The sequence below is a fragment of the Paracoccus indicus genome, from assembly GCF_003056335.1.
Taxonomy (GTDB): Bacteria; Pseudomonadota; Alphaproteobacteria; order Rhodobacterales; family Rhodobacteraceae; genus Paracoccus; species Paracoccus indicus.
The window spans coordinates 13,036-29,624 of the sequence record NZ_PYWA01000013.1; the positions used below are offsets into that span (position 1 = coordinate 13,036).

Genomic DNA, 16,589 nt, shown 5'->3' on the forward strand with positions numbered 1-16,589 from the left:
CCGCGAAAGGACCCCCGCCCCATGTTCCAGTCGATCGATTTCAGCCTTCTGGCGCTGGACGCCCCCGGATGGGGTGGCGCGCTGCTGCAGGGCTTCTGGCGGTCGATCCAGCTGGCGGCGGGGGGCTATGCCATGGGCATCGTCATCGGCATCCTGGGGGCCAGCGCGAAGCTTTACGGCGGGCTGGTGATGCGCGATCTGGCGCAGGTCTATACCACCGTCATCCGCGCCGTTCCCGAACTGGTGCTGATGCTGCTGTTCTATTACGTCGGCACTGATCTGCTGAACCGCGCGGCCCAAAGCATGGGTTTCGCGGGCATCGAGGTCGACGGGCTGGCAGCGGGCATCCTCGTCATCGGGCTGGTCCAAGGCGGCTATGCGACCGAGGTGATCCGCGGCGCCATCCGCGCCGTCCCCCATGGCCAGATCGAGGCCGCACAGGCCTTCGGCATGTCGCCCTTGAAGGTCATGCGCCGCGTCACCCTGCCCGCCATGACACCCCATGCCATCCCCGGCATGGCCAACCTGTGGATGATCGCCACCAAGGACACCGCGCTGCTGGCCGTCATCGGCTTCAGCGAATTGACGCAGGTGACGCGGCAGGCGGCCTCCTCGACGCGGGCCTATTTCCTGTTCTTCCTGTCGGCGGGGGCGCTTTACCTGATGCTGACGCTGGTCTCGAACGTGATCCTGCGCCGATACGAGGTCCGCGCCCGCCGCGGGCTGATCGCCGCCCATCAGGCCCGATGATGCGCAATATCCTGACCCCGATGATGATGCCGCACCGCCTGATCATGGCGGCACTGGCGCTGGCCGGGCTGACCGCCATGGCGCTGACCATGCAATGGGACTGGCTGCCCGCGAACCTGCCGCGCCTCTGGGACGGGCTGTTGATGACGCTGGCGATGCTGGCGGGCAGCGTTGTCGTGGGCTTTGCACTGGCCCTGCCCTTGGCGCTGTTTCAGGTGATGGGACCGGCGCCCCTTCGCTGGCTGTCGCTTGGCTTCTGCACGGTCATCCGTGGCACGCCCCTGCTGTTGCAGCTGTGGCTGTTCTATTTCGGGCTGGGCGCGCTGTTTGCCCAATTCCCCGAAATCCGCGATTCCTGGGCCTGGCCCTATCTGCGGCAGGCCTGGCCCTATGGTTTTCTGGCGCTGACGGTATCCTTCGCCGCCTATCAGGGCGAGGTGATGCGCGGCGCCTTCACCGGCGTCCCCCATGGCGAGTTGGAGGCCGCGCGCGCCGTCGGCATGTCGCCTTGGCTGGTCTTTCGCCGCGTCTGGTTCCCGCGCGCCCTGCACCGCGCCCTGCCGACACTGGCGGGCGAGATCATCCTGCAGCTGAAGTCCACGCCCCTTGTCGCCACGATCACAGTCACCGATCTTTACGCGGTCATCACCCGCATCCGGCAGACCACGCTTCTAACCTATGAACCCCTGCTGCTGCTGGTTGCGGTCTATCTGTGCCTCAGCGGCATCCTGATCCTTGCCTTGCGCTGGCTGGAAAACCGCGTCCCGACCCAGCGCTGAACACGAACGAACGGAGCCTTTCTCATGGCCAAGATCACCTTGCTCGATGGCGGCCTCAGCCGCGAACTGGAACGCTGCGGCGCGACGCTGCGCCAGCCCGAATGGTCGGGACTGGCCCTGATGAACGAACCCGAAAAGGTCCAGCAGGCGCATGCGAATTTCGTCGCGGCCGGTGCTCAGATCGTGACCACCAACAGCTACGCCGTGGTACCCTATCACCTGGGGCAGGCGCGCTTCGACCAGGACGGCGCGATGCTGGCCGAACGCTCGGGCGTGCTGGCGCGGGCGGCGGCCGCCACGGGCAGCGGCGTGCGGGTGGCGGGCTGCCTGCCCCCCGTCGGCGGATCATACGAGCCCGAGAACTTCGACGCCGCCACCTCGCAGGCGGTGCTGTCGGTGCTGGTGGAAAACCTGAAGCCCCATGTCGACCTGTGGCTGGGTGAGACGCTCAGCTGCATCGCCGAGGCCCGCGCCGCCGCCGATGCCGTTCAAGGCACGGATCTGCCGCTGTGGATTTCCTATACTCTGCGCGACGAACTGCCCGATCAGCTGGACAGCCCCGTGCTGCGGTCGGGCGAAGGCGTCGCGGATGCCGTCCGGGCGGCCATCGAGGCGGGTGCCCAGGCGGTGCTGTTCAACTGCTCGATGCCCGAGGCGATGCAGCCCGCGATCGAGGCGGCGCTGCAGGTCGTCCGCGACGGTGGCCATGACATCCCGGTCGGCGTCTATGCCAATGCCTTTACCGCCGAGGACGAAGGCGCCGCCAACGAGGTCCTGTCCGGCATCCGCAAGGATCTGGACCCCGAAGGCTATGGCGCTTGGGTGGATCGCTGGCTGGCGGCGGGCGCGACGATCATCGGGGGCTGCTGCGGCATCGACGCCCCCCATATCACCGCGCTGAAGGCGCATCTGGACCGGAATGCCTGATCTGCGGCCCTAAAGCTTCAGGTCCAGCAGCGCCTGACGCATCACCGCCGGATCGGCATCCTTTCCGGTCCAGTACTTGATGCCGATGACGCCCTGCTGGACCAGCATTCCCAGCCCGTCGGCGGTCTTGCAGCCCTTGTCCTGCGCGGCCTTCAGGAGGCGCGTCAGCGGGGGGTTGTGGATGCCGTCGGCCACGACCATGTCAGGGGTGATGCTGTCCAGATCGATGTCGGGCATGGCATCGACATCGGGATAAAGCCCGACCGAGGTCGCGTGGATCACGATGTCGGTCCCAGCCGGAACGCTGAACGTCCCCTCCCACGGGGCATATCTGGCCTTGGTATCGGTCTTGTCGTTCAGCAGATCCACGACCTCTTGCCCGCGGTCCCTGCTGCGGTTGACGATGGTGATCTCGGCGGCACCCGCCAGCGCAACCTCGACACCCACGGCGCGGGCGGCACCACCCGCCCCGAACAGCACGACGCGCTTGCCCTCGGGGTCGCAGACCTCTTGCAACGCCTTGACGAAGCCACGCCCGTCGGTGTTTTCCCCGATCAGCCGGTCGCCGTCGCGCACGATGGTGTTCACCGCACCAATGATGCGGGCCGAGGTGCCCAATTCGTCCAGATGCTCGATCACCGCGACCTTGTGGGGGATGGAACAGTTGAAGCCGCGCCACTCCATCGCGCGGGCACCGCGCACGGCATCGCCCAGATCGGCCGGATCCACCTGACAGTTCACATAGCGCCAATCGAGTCCCATGTCGCGATAGGCGGCCTCGATCATGGCGACGGTGGGGTTCTCGGCGGCGGGCTTGGCGAACGAGCCGGTTAGCGGCAGAAGAAAGTTCATGGCATGTCCTTCAGGGTATTCGGTCGGTGGTCAGGCAGCGGCGGCGATCTGCCGCCACTGATGTCGAAGATGCTCGCCCACGCGCAGCGCCTGCGCCGCGATGGTCAGGGCCGGGTTCACCGCCGCGCTGGAGGGGAAGAACCCGCCATCGACGACGAACAGATTTGGGTGGTCATGCGCCCGGCACAGATGGTCCAGCGCCGAGGTCGCAGGGTCCGCCCCCATCCGCACCGTCCCGCATTGATGCGAGGGTGCCTCGATCCCGAAGCTGTGGCGCAGGACGACCGGAAAGCCCGCGCGGCGCAGCTGGCGCCGCATGTGGCGCACGAAGCGGTCGTGGCCCTCGCGACCACCGGCGGCATATTCGATCTGCACGCGGTCGCCGGGCAACAGACGCACGCGGCTGTCGGGGTCGGGCAGATCCTCGGACATGCACAGCCAGTCGATGCTGTGCCGCCCCAGCCAGTCGGCCATCATCCGCGGCATCTGCGGATAGGTCGAGCGGATCATCGCGCCGCTGATGTTGCCCAGCATCTGCAAGTTGCCCCGCGCATCGGGGTCATCGGGCAGCCCGTGATAGAAGTCGTTGACCGACAGCGTCTTGGGAAAGCGCGTCGGGTTCGTCGCAAACGGACGCACCCCCATCAACCCGGTCAGATGGTGGTTCATCAGGTATCGCCCCACCACGCCCGAGCGGTTCGCCAGCCCCTGCGGCATCGCCTGCGTGGCCGAGCGCAGCAGGATCAGCGCCGAATTGATCGCCCCCGCCGACAGCACCACCAGCGGCGCAGAAATGCGCAGCGGGGTGTTGCCGTGCATCAGTTCGACCCCGGTGATCTGGCCGTCGCTGTCGTTGGCGATCAGCCGCGTGACCTTTGCACCGGTCCAGAGCGTCACATCGGGATGCTTCAGCAGGGGGCGGATCAGCCGCGTCTCGGCATCGCCCTTGGCATCCAGCCGGCAGGCGAAGGCATCGCAGGTCCCGCAGCGTTGGCAAGCCCCCTGCGGGCCGTAGTCGATGGCCGAGGGCATGTGGAAGGGTCGCATGCCCTGCTGGCGCAGGCGGGTGGCCATATCGGCGATGACGGGTTCGTGCGGAACGGGGGCGTGGTCGTAGGGATCGCGGGCAGGCTCGGTCGGATCGCCGCCCGCCTGCCCGCGCACGCCGAACAGACGCTCGGCCGTGGCGTAATGGGCGCGCAGATCCTCGGGGCCGATGGGCCATCCGGTGGAAACGCCGCCCGCGAAGGACTCCTCGCTGAAATCGCTGTCGCGAAGGCGGAACATCGCGGTGCCATAGAACTTGGTATGCCCGCCGACGTGGTAATACTGTCCGGGGCGAAAGCGGCGACCATCGGCGTGCTGCCATTCCTCGGTTGTGCGATAGCGGGCTTGGACAAAGACCGCCTCGGGGTCGGCATTCTGCGGTTCGTTCGGCAGGAAGTCTCCCCGTTCCAGGATCAGGATCCTGGCCCCCGTCCCTGCCAGCTGATGAGCCACGGCCCCGCCGCCGACGCCCGACCCGATGATGATCACATCCGGCGCAATATCCTGATTCATGAAGCCTCCGATGGTCTGATCCGAAACTAGGGTCTGTCACGCCTTGCACCATTCCCCCGGACGGCCTGTTCTTGTACGATTGCCGCATATCCGGACCCCGTCAGCGATCGGAAACATCATGCAGCCATTCTTCGAACAGGTCGGCATCCCCGAGGGAAAGTCCTGGCTGCTGTTCGACCGGCAACTGCCCGAGTTCCCGTTCAACTGGCACTATCACCCCGAATTCGAGCTGACCCTGACCCTGAACAGCCGCGGCATGCGCTTTGTCGGCGACAGCATCGAACCCTATGACGATGGGGACCTGGTCTTGCTGGCGCCGAACGTGCCGCACGCCTGGCAATCGAGTGCGCTGGTGGCGGGCGAACCCGGCCCGGGCAACCGGCATCAGGCGCTGGTCTGCTGGTTCGGTGACGAATGGGCACGCCGGCTGACCCGGCTGATGCCCGAACTGACCCCCGTTGCGGGGCTGCTGGACCGGGCGCGGCGGGGGCTGGCTTTCGGGGCGGCCACCTCGGACGGCTTGCGCGACCGGATGCTGGCCCTGCGCACCCTGCCCGATATGGAGCGCGTGCTGGAACTGCAAGCGATCATCGCCCGACTGGCCCGCGCGCCCGACGCCCGCCCCCTGGCCGGAGGAGAGATCGTCGTCAGCCAGATCCCCCGCGACCGCGAACGCATGCAGCGCGTGCTGGACTGGCTGCACCGGAACTATCGTCAGCCGCTGCGGCTGGCCCCGCTTTGCGATCTGGCCAATCTGACGGAAAGCCAGTTGCAGCGCATCTTCAAACGCTCCACCCGCATGTCGATCAGCCAATACGTCAACCAGCTGCGGCTTGGGCAGGCCTGCCAGCTGCTGGTGCGGACCGACCGCAGCATGGGGCTGATCGCCACCGATTGCGGCTTCAGCGATGCCGCCCATTTCGCACGCCAGTTCCGCGCCCACCGCGGGATGACGCCAAGCAGCTATCGGACGGGGTTCCGACAGGCGATCGGATGAAGAAAATTAGCCCGCACATAAGCCAAAGCATAGTCGTTTATACCTTTGCCACTTAGCAATGGCGGTGCTGGCGTGGGATAAGACGGCATTCAGCCATGCCTAGTGCCCTCCTCAGGAATATCGCCATGAACCTGTTTCGATCGGCGGCGATTGCCGCATTCAGTCTGATCCCCCTGGTCGCCACCCCGATCCAGGCCTCGCCCATGTCCGACGTGCTGATGACCGTCACCACGCAGGACGGATCGCGCGAATACGATCTGGCCGCGCTGGAGGCCCTGCCGCAGACCAGCTTCAAGACCTCGACCATCTGGACGGAAGGCGAACAGGAATTCACCGGCGTGCTGCTGTCGGACCTGCTGGAGGATGCCGGCATCACCGAAGGCAGCGTCATGGCCACCGCCATCAACGACTACGCGGTGGAAATTCCGGTGGACGAGGTCGATGACATTGCCCCCATCATCGCCTATCATCTGAACGGCGAAACGATGTCCGTTCGCGACAAGGGGCCGCTTTGGATCGTCTATCCCTATGATCTGTCCGTCGATTACCAGACCGAGATCAACTATTCACGCAGCATCTGGCAGTTGGACCGGATCACGCTGGCCGAATAGGGACCGGTCATGCCTGCCCGTTCGTGGGTCGCTCTGATGCGGCTCCGGTCACTCTCGTACCGGTATCGCATGGCGCTTGGCGCCTTCGTTGCGGTGGTCCTGGCGGCCATCGTGACGATCTGGCATTTCAACGGCAGCATGCACGATCAGATCGAGGATCTGGGTGCGGCAAATTCCGACAGCACGCAGTGGTTCCTGGCCCAGTCCGAGGTCGAACTTCTGGCCCTGCGAAATGCCACGCTGGCCATGCAGGTCGACGAGGACAGCGACCTCGATGAACTGCGCAACCGGTTCAACATCCTCTTCTCGCGCATCAACACCATCGAATACGGCCGCAACTTCGCGGGTCTGCGCGAAGTACCATCGGTGGCCGAGGCGCTGCGGCGGGTGAAGGCCGAAATGACGTCGGTCATCCCGCTGATCGATGGGCAGGACACCGCCCTTCGGCAGACGGCACCCGAACTGCGTGCGCGGTTCGATTCGTTGACGCCGGACCTGCGGACCATATCGCTGGAAGGCGTCAGGCATTTTTCGCAGGCGGCGGATGCGCAGCGTTCGGTCGTCTCGACCACCCTGGACGAACTCTTCGGCATCATCCTGCTGCTGTTCATCATCCTGGCCGGAGGATTGCTGTTCCTGTTCGTCACCATCGGGTCCGTCATCGCACAGCGCGACAGCATCACCTGGGCGCGCAACCGGCTGCACGCGCTTTTCGAAACCTCGATCGATGCGGTGGTCGTCGCCGATCAGAACGGCATCATCCGCAACTTCAATTCGTCAGCCGAGCGCATCTATGGCTATACCCGCGCCGAAGCCATCGGCGCCGACATCCGCGAGCTGCTGACGCCCCCCGAACGGATGGAGGCGGTCCAGGCACTGCTGGAACGCATGCGGCTTGGCCAGTCCCTGCCGGTGGCCAACAGTTTCGGCGTCACCCAATCGCGCGCGCTTCACAAGAAAGGCCACACCATCCCGGTCGAGGTCTCGGTCTCGTTCAATGCCGACCGTGACGGGCAGGTGCTGGTCGCCTATGTCCGCGACGTGACCAACCGCGTCGAGGCCGAGGCGGAGCTGATCGAGGCGCGCGACCGCGCGCTGGAAGGCGAGCGCGCCAAGGCCCGCATGATCGCGGTGATGAACCACGAAATGCGCACGCCCTTGAACGGCATCCTCGGCACGCTGGACCTGATGCGCCGCGAGGATCTGACCGAAACCCAGGGCCGCTATCTGTCGGCGATGCAGCATTCCGCGCAGCTGCTGCTGCAGCACGTCAACAGCGCCCTTGATGCATCGCGCGAGAACCAAAAGGAAATCACGCTGACCCCGACGGCCTTCGACCCAGCCGAGCTGATCCGCGATCTGCTGGAAAGCCTGTCGGCCAATGCGACCCAACGTGGCAACCGCCTGCAATTTGAAGCCCATGGGGCCGATCAACAGATGCTGCTGGGCGATGTGGGCAAGATCCGGCAGATCGTGGTCAACCTGGTCGGCAATGCCATCAAGTTCACCGAGAACGGACTGATCACCGTCCAGCTGGACCGCATCGGCCATTCGGGACGGATCGAGCTGCAGGTCAGCGATACGGGCAGCGGCATCGCCGAAGAGGATCTGGACCGCATCTTCGACGAATTCGTGACCCTGGGGTCCTTCTACGACCGCAAGGCCGAAGGGACCGGATTGGGACTGGCCATCGTCAAGCGCCTGGTCGAGGCCATGGGGGGCGAGATCGACGTCGTCAGCGAATTGGGCGAAGGCACCGCCTTCATCGTCACGCTGCCCCTGGAAACGGCGCAGCCGGACGACGCAGCCCCGGCAAGAGAAACCACCCCCACCGGCGCGAAGATCCGCCACGATGGAAGCGCCGTGCTGGTGGTCGACGACAATGAGATCAACCGCCTTGTCGCCCGAGAGATGCTGAAGACCTATGGCTGCACCGTGACCGAGGCAGCGGACGGCCTCGAGGGTGTAAGGCAGGCTCAGGAAAGGGCATTCGACCTGATCCTGATGGATATCAGCATGCCGCGCCTGAACGGGATGGATGCCACCCAGAGGATTCGCACGGGCGGGGGCGCGAATGTCGCGACCCCCGTCATCGCGCTGACCGCCCACGCCCTGCCCGAGGACATCGCCCGCTTCCGCGAAGCAGGCATGAACGACGCGCTGATCAAGCCTCTGGATCGTCCCGCGCTGGAGGCCATGCTGCACGATCATCTTCCGGACGCCGCACAACCCGCGACCGACGAACCACGCGGCGAATTGCACGACCTTCTGGGCGCGGCTGCCGCCTCGGATCTTCTGGCGCGGGTTCAGCACGAGATCGCGGAAGGTCTCGACCTCATGTCGCGGGCGCCAAGCGACATGTCGTCGGAGGATCTGGCGCGGCTGGCCCACAAGATGGCGGGCAGCGCCGCCGTCATCGGAGAGGAGCGTCTGCGCCAGGACCTGGCCGCGCTGGAAACGGGTTTCCGCGGCGCGGATACATCGGAGGCGCGCGAAAAGATACGGAAGGATGCTTCCCTGTTGCGCGAAAGGATAGATTGCACGACACTGCGCATCACCGCCTGAGAATATGCCGTCTTCAGGCATGCCACAGCATGGGTTGAACGATGCGCCTTCTGATTGCCGACGACCACGATCTTGTCCGCGAAGCCATTTCCGCTGTTCTCCAGGGACAGGGGTTCACGGATGTGACGGGGGTCGCATCCCTGCCATCCGCCCTCGAGGCCATCGAGGCGCAGCAGGATCAGGCCTTCGACGTGATCCTGCTGGATTACGACATGCCCGGCATGGATGGGCTTGAAGGGCTGGAGCGCGTCATGCAGCTTGCCCCCAAGGCCGCCGTCGCCCTGATCTCGGGGACCGCATCGCCCGGCATCGCCAAGCGGGCGCTCGAGGCGGGGGCGCGCGGATTTCTTCCCAAGACGCTGCCCGCGAATGCGCTTGGGGTCGCGATCCGCCTGATCGCCTCGGGTCAGGTCTTCGTGCCCTATGATTTCATGGAGCAACAGACCGAAGACCCCATCGCCAATCTGACCAAGCGCGAAACCGACGTGCTGCGCGGCCTTTGCGAAGGCAAGTCCAACAAGATCATGGCCAACGAACTGCAACTGGCCGAGGTGACGGTCAAGCTGCACGTCAAGACGCTCTGCCGCAAGCTGGGCGCAACGAACCGCACGCAGGCGGCGCTGATCGGCAAGGAAAAGCTGGGCTGACCCCACCCTGTCCGCCCACGGCGGGAAAGGCTTGCATCCTGTGCCGCGCATGGCCATTCAGGACGTGTGACACAGGTGCCCCAGATGAACTTCGATCAGCTTGCCGGCCTTGGCTGGACCGGTTTCCAAGACGAACAGATCACCCCCGAGGATCAGGGACTGGTGCCGATGCGCATCGCCTCGGTCCATCGGTCGCGGCTGTCGGCGCAGACGGGTCGGGATCAGATACGGCTGGAACTGCCGATCCATGTCACCACCAATGATTTCGCTGTGGGTGATTGGGTGCTGGTCAATCCCGACACCCATGTCGCCGAACGCCGGTTGGAGCGTGCATCCCTGCTGCGCCGCCGGAACGAGAACATGCGCGGCCCCCAGCTGATCGCGGCCAATGTCGACACGCTGTTCATCGTCACCTCGTGCAACGACGACTTCAATGCGGCGCGGCTGGAACGCTATCTGGCCCTGGCGAATGAGGCCGGGACCACCCCCGTCATCGTGCTGACCAAGATCGACAAGACCGATGACCCGGCCAGCTATCGCGATCAGGCGCTGGAACTGCAGCGCGGGCTGCAGGTGGTGATGGTCAATGCCAAGGACCCCGATGCCACGGACGTGCTGCTGCCCTGGTGTGGCGTGGGGCAGACGGTGGCGCTGGTCGGATCCTCGGGCGTGGGGAAATCGACGCTGCTGAACACTTTGGCCGACAAGGCGCCGGACCAGCAGCAGCTGACCGGCGGCATCCGCGAAAGCGATGCCAAGGGCCGTCACACGACGACCTCGCGGTCGCTTCATGCCATCGCTGGCGGAGGCTGGGTCATCGACACGCCGGGCATGCGCACGCTGCACGTCAGCGATGTCGCATCGGGGCTGGAGCAGCTCTTCGCCGAGATCACCGAGCTGGCCCCGCAATGCCGCTTTCGCAACTGCACCCATGAACACGAGCCGGGCTGCGCGGTGCAGGCGGCGGTCAAGGCGGGCGATCTTTCGGCGGAGCGGTTGGAACGCTGGCGCAAGCTGGATCAGGAAAACACCGCCAACACGCCGGTTCAGACGGGTCCGCGCAACAATCGCGTCACCCTGCCCCGCGGCGGCAAACGCCGCTGAAAGGCGCCGCCGCCCCGAAGGGCGGCGACAATCAGGTCACGCCTCTGCCGCCAAGCGCGCGGCCTTGCGACGTTCCACCCGGGCGCGGATGGCGTCAAGGTCGGTCGCCGGGGTCGCGGCGAACAGCTGCTGCGTATAGGGGTGGCGCGGGTTGCTGAACAATTCCTCGCGGCTACCCTGCTCGACCGCCTCGCCCTTGGAAATGACCATCACGTCATCGGCGATATAGCGCACCACCGACAGGTCGTGGCTGACGAAGACATAGGTCAGCCCCAGTTCATCCTGCAGATCCGCCAGCAGGTTCAGCACCTGTGCCTGCACAGACAGATCCAGCGCCGAGACGGGTTCATCCAGCACCAGCAGCGAGGGGTTCAGCATCAGCGCCCGCGCAATGGCGATCCGCTGCCGCTGCCCGCCCGAGAACATATGGGGATAGCGGTTGAAATGCTCGGGCTGCAAGCCGACCTTCTGCAGCATCGCCTGCGCCCTTTCGCGGCGTTCGGCGGCGGGAACCTTGGTGTTGATGATCAGCGGTTCCATCAGCACATCGCCCACCTTCTGGCGGGGGTTCAGGCTGCCATAGGGGTTCTGGAACACCATCTGCACCTTCGACCGCATCTCGGGGCCGGGGCGGCGGGCCGCGATGTCGACGGGCTTGCCCTCGATCAGGATCTCTCCGGAACTGGGCGGATCGATCAGCGCGATGATGCGGGCCAGGGTGGATTTCCCCGAACCGCTTTCACCCACAATGGCCAGCGTCTTGCCCTTCTGCACCTGAAAGTCGACGCCCTTCAGGGCGCGCACCGTGCTGCCCTTGGAAAACATGCCACCCGCCGCGTGGTAATCGCGGGTGATGGCACGGCCTTCGACTACGGGGGTCATCGCACGGGCTCCTCTTGGAAAAAGTCGGACACGGTCGGCAGGCGGTCGCCCGTCGCATGTTCCGGCAGGGCCGACAGCAGCGCCCGCGTATAGGGGCTTTGCGGGGCCTCGAACAGGGACAGCACGTCGGCCTCCTCCATCTTGCGGCCCTTGTATTGCACCACGACCCGGTCGGCGGTTTCGGCCACGACACCCATGTCATGGGTGATCAGGATCAGGGCCATGCCGTAATCCTCCTGCAGCTTCATCAGCAGGTCCAGGATCTGCTTCTGGATCGTCACGTCCAGCGCCGTCGTCGGTTCGTCCGCGATCAGCAGGCGAGGTTCCGAGGCGATGGCGATGGCGATCATGACGCGCTGGCATTGCCCGCCCGACATCTGGTGGGGATAGGCCTTCAGCTTGGCCTCGGGGTCGGGGATGCCCACGGCGGTGAACAATTCCACCGCGCGGTCATGGGCGGCGCGCCCCGACAGGCCCAGGTTGATGCGCAGGACCTCCTCGATCTGGAAACCGACCGTGAACGAGGGGTTCAACGACGCGACGGGTTCCTGGAAGATCATCGTGATCTCGCGTCCGATCAGCTTGCGCCGTTCGGCGGGCGACATCTTCAGCAGATCGCGCCCGTCATAGGTCATCTCGTCGGCGGTGACGGTGGCGGTGTCGGGCAGAAGCCCCATCACCGCCAGCATCGAGACCGATTTGCCCGACCCGGATTCGCCCACGATCGCCAGAACCTCGTGCCGGTCGACATGGACGTCGATGCCGTTGACGGCCGTGAAGCTGCCGGTGGCGGTCGCGAAGGTGACGGTCAGGTTGCGGATGTTCAGAATGGCCATTCGTCAGCTCCGCTTCAGTTTGGGATCGAGGGCGTCGCGCAGACCGTCCCCCATCAGGTTGATGGCCAGCACCGAGGTCAGGATGGCAAGACCGGGGAAGGTCACCACCCACCAGGCGCGCAGGATGAATTCGCGCGCCTCGGCCAGCATGGTGCCCCATTCGGGCGTGGGCGGCTGCGCGCCCATGCCCAGAAAGCCAAGCGCCGCGGAATCCAGCACCGCCGAGGAAAACGACAGCGTCGCCTGGACGATCAGCGGTGCAAGGCAGTTGGGCAGGATGGTCTTAAACATCAAGCGCATGTTGCCCGCACCGGCCACGCGGGCGGCGGTGACGTATTCACGCTCCATCTCGCCCATGACGGCGGCGCGGGTCAGGCGGGCGAAATGCGGCTGATAGACGATGGCGATGGCGATCATCGCATTGGTCAGTCCCGGTCCCAAGACCGCCACCAGCACCAGCGCCAGCAGCAGCGACGGGAAGGCCAGGATCAGGTCCATGACGCGCATGATGATCGCATCGACCCAGCCCCGGAAGAAGCCCGCGACCAGCCCGATGATGATGCCCCCGACAAGGGCGATCGAGACGACGACGATACCGATGAACAGCGAATATTGCGCGCCATAGATCAGGCGCGACAGCATGTCCCGCCCGACCGCATCGGTGCCCAGCAGAAAGCGGCTGTTGCCGCCCTCTTGCCAGACGGGGGGCAGCAGCAGCGCGTCGCGATACTGCGTCGCCGCGCCATGAGGGGCCAGAAGCGGCGCGAAGATCGCCACCACCACCAGCAGCGCAAAGACCACGAGGCCCGCGACGGCCCCGCGGTTCTGGCTGAAGTAGAACCAGAATTCGGCCAGCATCCTGCGGCGGATGGCGGCGTCGGAGAGTTTGACGGTCGTATCGCTCATGATGCACGGATCCTGGGGTTGATGAGGCCATAGGTCAGGTCGACCAGCAGGTTGACCACCATGACCATGCCCGCAATCAGCAGCAGGCCCGATTGGACCACCGGGTAATCGCGGCGCGAAATGCTGTCGATCATCCATTTGCCGATGCCGGGCCAGGAAAAGATCGTCTCGGTCAGGATGGCACCGGCCATCAGCACGCCGATCTGCAGGCCGATGGTGGTGACGACGGGGATCATCGCGTTGCGCAGCGCATGCACGCCGATGACGCGCCGCTGCGGCATGCCCTTGGCGCGGGCTGTGCGGACGTAATCCTCGCCCATCACTTCAAGCATGGCCGAACGGGTCTGGCGCGCGATGACGGCCAAGGGGATCGTCGCCAACACCACGGACGGCAGGATCAGGTGGCTGACGGCGGATGTGAAGGCCCCCTCCTGCCCCGACATCAGGCTGTCGATCAGCATGAAGCCGGTGGCGTCGGGGAAGTAATACAGCAGGTCGATCCGGCCCGAGACGGGGGTCCAGCCAAGGATGCCCGAAAAGAAGATGATCAGCAGCAAACCCCACCAGAAAATGGGCATCGAAAAGCCCACCAACGCGGCGGTCATCGACACTTGGTCGAACCAGCTGCCGCGCTTGATGGCGGCCAGCACGCCGACCGGAACGCCGATGACGGTGGCGATGATGATGGCGAAAAGGGCCAGTTCGACCGTTGCCGGGAACAGAGCCAGAAATTCGGTCAGCACCGGCTTCTTGGTGACCAGCGAATTGCCGAGGTCGCCATGGAACAGCCGGTTCAGGAATTCGAGGTATTGCATCACCAGCGGACGGTCGAAGCCCAGCTGCGCGCTGAGCTCGGCGTGCCGTTCCGGCGTGACGCCGCGTTCGCCGGCCATCAGCAGCACCGGGTCGCCGGGCAGGATGCGCACGAAGCCGAACGCGATGATCGTGATCCCCAGGAAGGTCGGGATCAGGAACAACAGTTTTGAGAGGATGAAACGGACCATTTGCCCTTTTACCTTAGGGAACGCGCGGGGAATCGCCCCGCGCGTCCGGTTGCAGAGTAGCGATCGGGGCGATTACTCGGCCAGATCGACCGTCTCGAAGGTGTAATCGCCAAGCGGGCTCATGACGAAGCCCGAGACCTTGTTCGACATCGGCACGTATTGCGTCGAATGCGCGATGGTGAACCAGGGTGCCTGATCCTTGAAGACCTCCTGCGCCTTTTCGTAAAGCGCGGTGCGTTCGTCCTGATCGGCGGTGGTCTTGGCGTCCTTCAGCAGCCCCGAGAATTCCTCGTTGCACCAGAAGGCGCGGTTCGCACCACCATCACCCGCGGAATCGCAGGACAGCAGCACCGAAAGGAAGTTGTCCGGGTCACCGTTGTCGCCCGTCCATCCCAGCAGCACGGCGCCGTCGCGGCCCGGCTCCATCGACTTGGACAGGTATTCGCCCCATTCGTAGGACACGATCTGCGCGCTGACGCCGACCTTGGACAGATCTTCCTGCATCAGCTCTGCCGTGCGGCGCGCGTTGGGCATATAGGGACGCTGAACGGGCATAGCCCAGATGTTCATCGACAGATCGGTGACACCCTCTTCCTCCAGCATCTTCTTGGATGCCTCGGGGTCGTAGGGATCGTCCTGAATCGCGTCGTTATAGGACCACATGGTCGGCGGGATCGGGTTCTTGGCGGGTTCGGCGGCGCCTTGGAAGACGGCGTCCACGATGGCCTGCTTGTTGATCGCCATGTTCAGCGCCTTGCGGACCTTCGGGTTGTCGAAGGGCGCCACGGTGGTGTTATAGGCCAGATAGCCGACGTTCAGGCCGGGCTGTTCGTCCAGCTTCAGGCTGTCGTCGGCACGGATCGCCTCGATGTCGGCGGGCGCGGGATAGGGCATCAGGTGGCACTCGCCGGCCTTCAGCTTTTGCAGGCGCACGGCGCTGTCGGGGGTGATCGCAAAGATCAGGTCGTCAATCTTGGGTGCGGTGCCCCAATAGTCGGCGTTCTTCTTGTACCGGATCACCGCGTCCTTCTGGTAGGCGAGGAAGCTGAAGGGGCCGGTGCCGATCGGCGCATTGTTCAGGTCTTCCTGACGGCCCTTGGCCTCCAGCTGGTCAGCGTATTCTTTCGACACGATCGATGCGAAGGGCATCGCGATATTGGCTAGGAACGGCGCCTCGGGCTGGCTGAGCGTGAACTTGACGGTATAGTCGTCCACCTTCTCGATCGACTTCACCAACTCGGGCATCGCCATCGAGGTGTAATATTCATAGGTCACGCCGGCGATATACTGATGCCACGGGTGATCGGCATCCGCCTGGCGTTCATACGAAAAGATCACGTCATCGGCGTTGAAGTCGCGGGTGGGCGTGAAGCTGTCGTTGGAATGGAACTTGACGCCCTGGCGCAGGTGGAAGGTGTATTCGGTCCCGTCCTCGGAAACGTCCCAGCTTTCGGCCAGACCCGGCTCGACCTCGGTCGTGCCCTTCTTGAATTCGGTCAGGCGGTTGTAGATCGGATGACCCGAGGCATCGAAGGTGCTGCCTGCGGTATAGGGCGCGGGGTCGAAACCCTCGGGCGATGCCTCCGAGCAATAGACGAAGGTCTTGGCCTGCGCGGCGACGGTCATCAATGCCAGCGCCGAAACGGCAATCATGCCGCGCGAGAGATATTTCATGCGAAAAATCCTTCCAGTCTCTGTTGAACCTCAGTTGTCATGTCCGGCTTTTTCAGCCGGTTCCATGATGATCATTCCCTAGGCATACAGCCTGCAGGAACAGCGTTCCATCAATTACAGAGATGTCTGGTATAATTTTTGCATGACCTGCAATGGTGAACGTGAGGTCAAGTACGATGATCGCGATCGTCCAGCATCTAGACATGCGAAAGCCCCCGCGGTTGGCGAGGGCTTTTATTGTAGCTTGTTTTGGTTGCGGGGGCAGGATTTGAACCTGCGACCTTCAGGTTATGAGCCTGACGAGCTACCGGGCTGCTCTACCCCGCGCCAATTTTGTCCTGATCGGGTATTGGACATCGTTTCAGAGAGATTTGCGTCTCTTTCCAGGTCTGGCGGTGACCTACTCTCCCACGTCTTGAGACGCAGTACCATCGGCGCAGCGGCACTTAACGGCCGAGTTCGGGATGGGATCGGGTGTTTTGCTCGCGCTAGGGC

Annotated in this window: 15 protein-coding genes, 1 tRNA gene and 1 rRNA gene; 8 read left to right on the plus strand and 9 right to left on the minus strand. The window is 64.6% G+C overall.

Annotation, left to right across the window (positions count from 1 at the left end; all coding sequences use genetic code 11):
- Nucleotides 1-21: 21 nt before the first annotated feature.
- Genes DDE75_RS16495 through DDE75_RS16505 form a run of 3 tightly spaced genes read left to right on the plus strand, consistent with a single transcriptional unit; the run spans nucleotide 22 to nucleotide 2,456 of the window.
- Entirely contained in the window at nucleotides 22-750 is a 729-nt protein-coding gene (locus DDE75_RS16495; RefSeq protein WP_108503485.1) for an ABC transporter permease, read from the plus strand.
- Nucleotides 750-1,529 carry an ABC transporter permease gene (locus tag DDE75_RS16500; protein ID WP_211659374.1) on the plus strand — a complete coding sequence of 260 codons (780 nt, stop codon included), beginning with the start codon at nucleotides 750-752 and terminating at the stop codon, nucleotides 1,527-1,529. Before DDE75_RS16495 ends, DDE75_RS16500 begins: the two co-directional genes overlap by 1 nt.
- 24 nt (nucleotides 1,530-1,553) lie before the next feature.
- Nucleotides 1,554-2,456 carry a homocysteine S-methyltransferase family protein gene (locus DDE75_RS16505; RefSeq protein WP_108503487.1) on the plus strand — a complete coding sequence of 301 codons (903 nt, stop codon included), beginning with the start codon at nucleotides 1,554-1,556 and terminating at the stop codon, nucleotides 2,454-2,456.
- A gap of 9 nt (nucleotides 2,457-2,465) precedes the next feature.
- On the opposite strand, the gene aroE is transcribed toward DDE75_RS16505, so the two are convergent.
- Together aroE and DDE75_RS16515 are read right to left on the minus strand one after the other, a co-directional pair.
- A complete protein-coding gene (aroE, locus tag DDE75_RS16510; RefSeq protein ID WP_108503488.1) occupies nucleotides 2,466-3,308 on the minus strand; it encodes a shikimate dehydrogenase in 843 nt (280 codons plus the stop codon).
- 30 nt (nucleotides 3,309-3,338) lie between these two features.
- Nucleotides 3,339-4,868 (minus strand): GMC oxidoreductase, encoded by a 1,530-nt coding sequence (locus DDE75_RS16515; RefSeq protein WP_108503489.1) that lies wholly within the window; start codon nucleotides 4,866-4,868, stop codon nucleotides 3,339-3,341.
- Between the two features lie 118 nt (nucleotides 4,869-4,986).
- On the opposite strand from DDE75_RS16515, the gene DDE75_RS16520 reads away from it, so the two are divergent.
- From DDE75_RS16520 to rsgA, 5 genes are all read left to right on the plus strand, one after another.
- Nucleotides 4,987-5,865 (plus strand): helix-turn-helix domain-containing protein, encoded by an 879-nt coding sequence (locus DDE75_RS16520; protein ID WP_108503500.1) that lies wholly within the window; start codon nucleotides 4,987-4,989, stop codon nucleotides 5,863-5,865.
- A gap of 125 nt (nucleotides 5,866-5,990) precedes the next feature.
- Complete coding sequence (locus tag DDE75_RS16525; protein ID WP_245894783.1) at nucleotides 5,991-6,476, plus strand: putative pterin-binding protein; 486 nt, start codon at nucleotides 5,991-5,993, stop codon at nucleotides 6,474-6,476.
- 9 nt (nucleotides 6,477-6,485) lie between these two features.
- The gene (locus tag DDE75_RS16530) at nucleotides 6,486-9,041 is read left to right on the plus strand and encodes an ATP-binding protein (RefSeq protein WP_108503491.1); all 2,556 of its coding nucleotides are present in this window, start codon (nucleotides 6,486-6,488) and stop codon (nucleotides 9,039-9,041) included.
- Between the two features lie 41 nt (nucleotides 9,042-9,082).
- Nucleotides 9,083-9,688, plus strand: coding sequence for a response regulator transcription factor (locus DDE75_RS16535; protein ID WP_108503492.1), 606 nt, complete (start codon nucleotides 9,083-9,085; stop codon nucleotides 9,686-9,688).
- 84 nt (nucleotides 9,689-9,772) lie between these two features.
- Nucleotides 9,773-10,792 (plus strand): ribosome small subunit-dependent GTPase A, encoded by a 1,020-nt coding sequence (rsgA, locus tag DDE75_RS16540; protein WP_108503493.1) that lies wholly within the window; start codon nucleotides 9,773-9,775, stop codon nucleotides 10,790-10,792.
- 36 nt (nucleotides 10,793-10,828) lie between these two features.
- On the opposite strand, the gene DDE75_RS16545 is transcribed toward rsgA, so the two are convergent.
- The 7 genes from DDE75_RS16545 to rrf all read right to left on the minus strand — a co-directional run.
- Nucleotides 10,829-11,674 (minus strand): dipeptide ABC transporter ATP-binding protein, encoded by an 846-nt coding sequence (locus tag DDE75_RS16545; protein WP_108503494.1) that lies wholly within the window; start codon nucleotides 11,672-11,674, stop codon nucleotides 10,829-10,831.
- Nucleotides 11,671-12,510: an ABC transporter ATP-binding protein gene (locus tag DDE75_RS16550; protein ID WP_108503495.1), complete on the minus strand. Its 840-nt coding sequence runs from the start codon at nucleotides 12,508-12,510 to the stop codon at nucleotides 11,671-11,673. The genes DDE75_RS16545 and DDE75_RS16550 overlap by 4 nt, the downstream gene beginning before the upstream one ends.
- 3 nt (nucleotides 12,511-12,513) lie before the next feature.
- The gene (locus DDE75_RS16555) at nucleotides 12,514-13,416 is read right to left on the minus strand and encodes an ABC transporter permease subunit (protein WP_108503496.1); all 903 of its coding nucleotides are present in this window, start codon (nucleotides 13,414-13,416) and stop codon (nucleotides 12,514-12,516) included.
- A complete protein-coding gene (locus DDE75_RS16560; RefSeq protein ID WP_108503497.1) occupies nucleotides 13,413-14,420 on the minus strand; it encodes an ABC transporter permease subunit in 1,008 nt (335 codons plus the stop codon). Before DDE75_RS16560 ends, DDE75_RS16555 begins: the two co-directional genes overlap by 4 nt.
- Before the next feature lie 72 nt (nucleotides 14,421-14,492).
- Nucleotides 14,493-16,094, minus strand: coding sequence for an ABC transporter substrate-binding protein (locus DDE75_RS16565; protein WP_108503498.1), 1,602 nt, complete (start codon nucleotides 16,092-16,094; stop codon nucleotides 14,493-14,495).
- 250 nt (nucleotides 16,095-16,344) lie between these two features.
- Nucleotides 16,345-16,421, minus strand: a tRNA-Met gene (locus DDE75_RS16570).
- A 60-nt stretch (nucleotides 16,422-16,481) separates the two neighbouring features.
- Nucleotides 16,482-16,589 (minus strand): 5S ribosomal RNA (rrf, locus tag DDE75_RS16575); the annotation flags it as partial.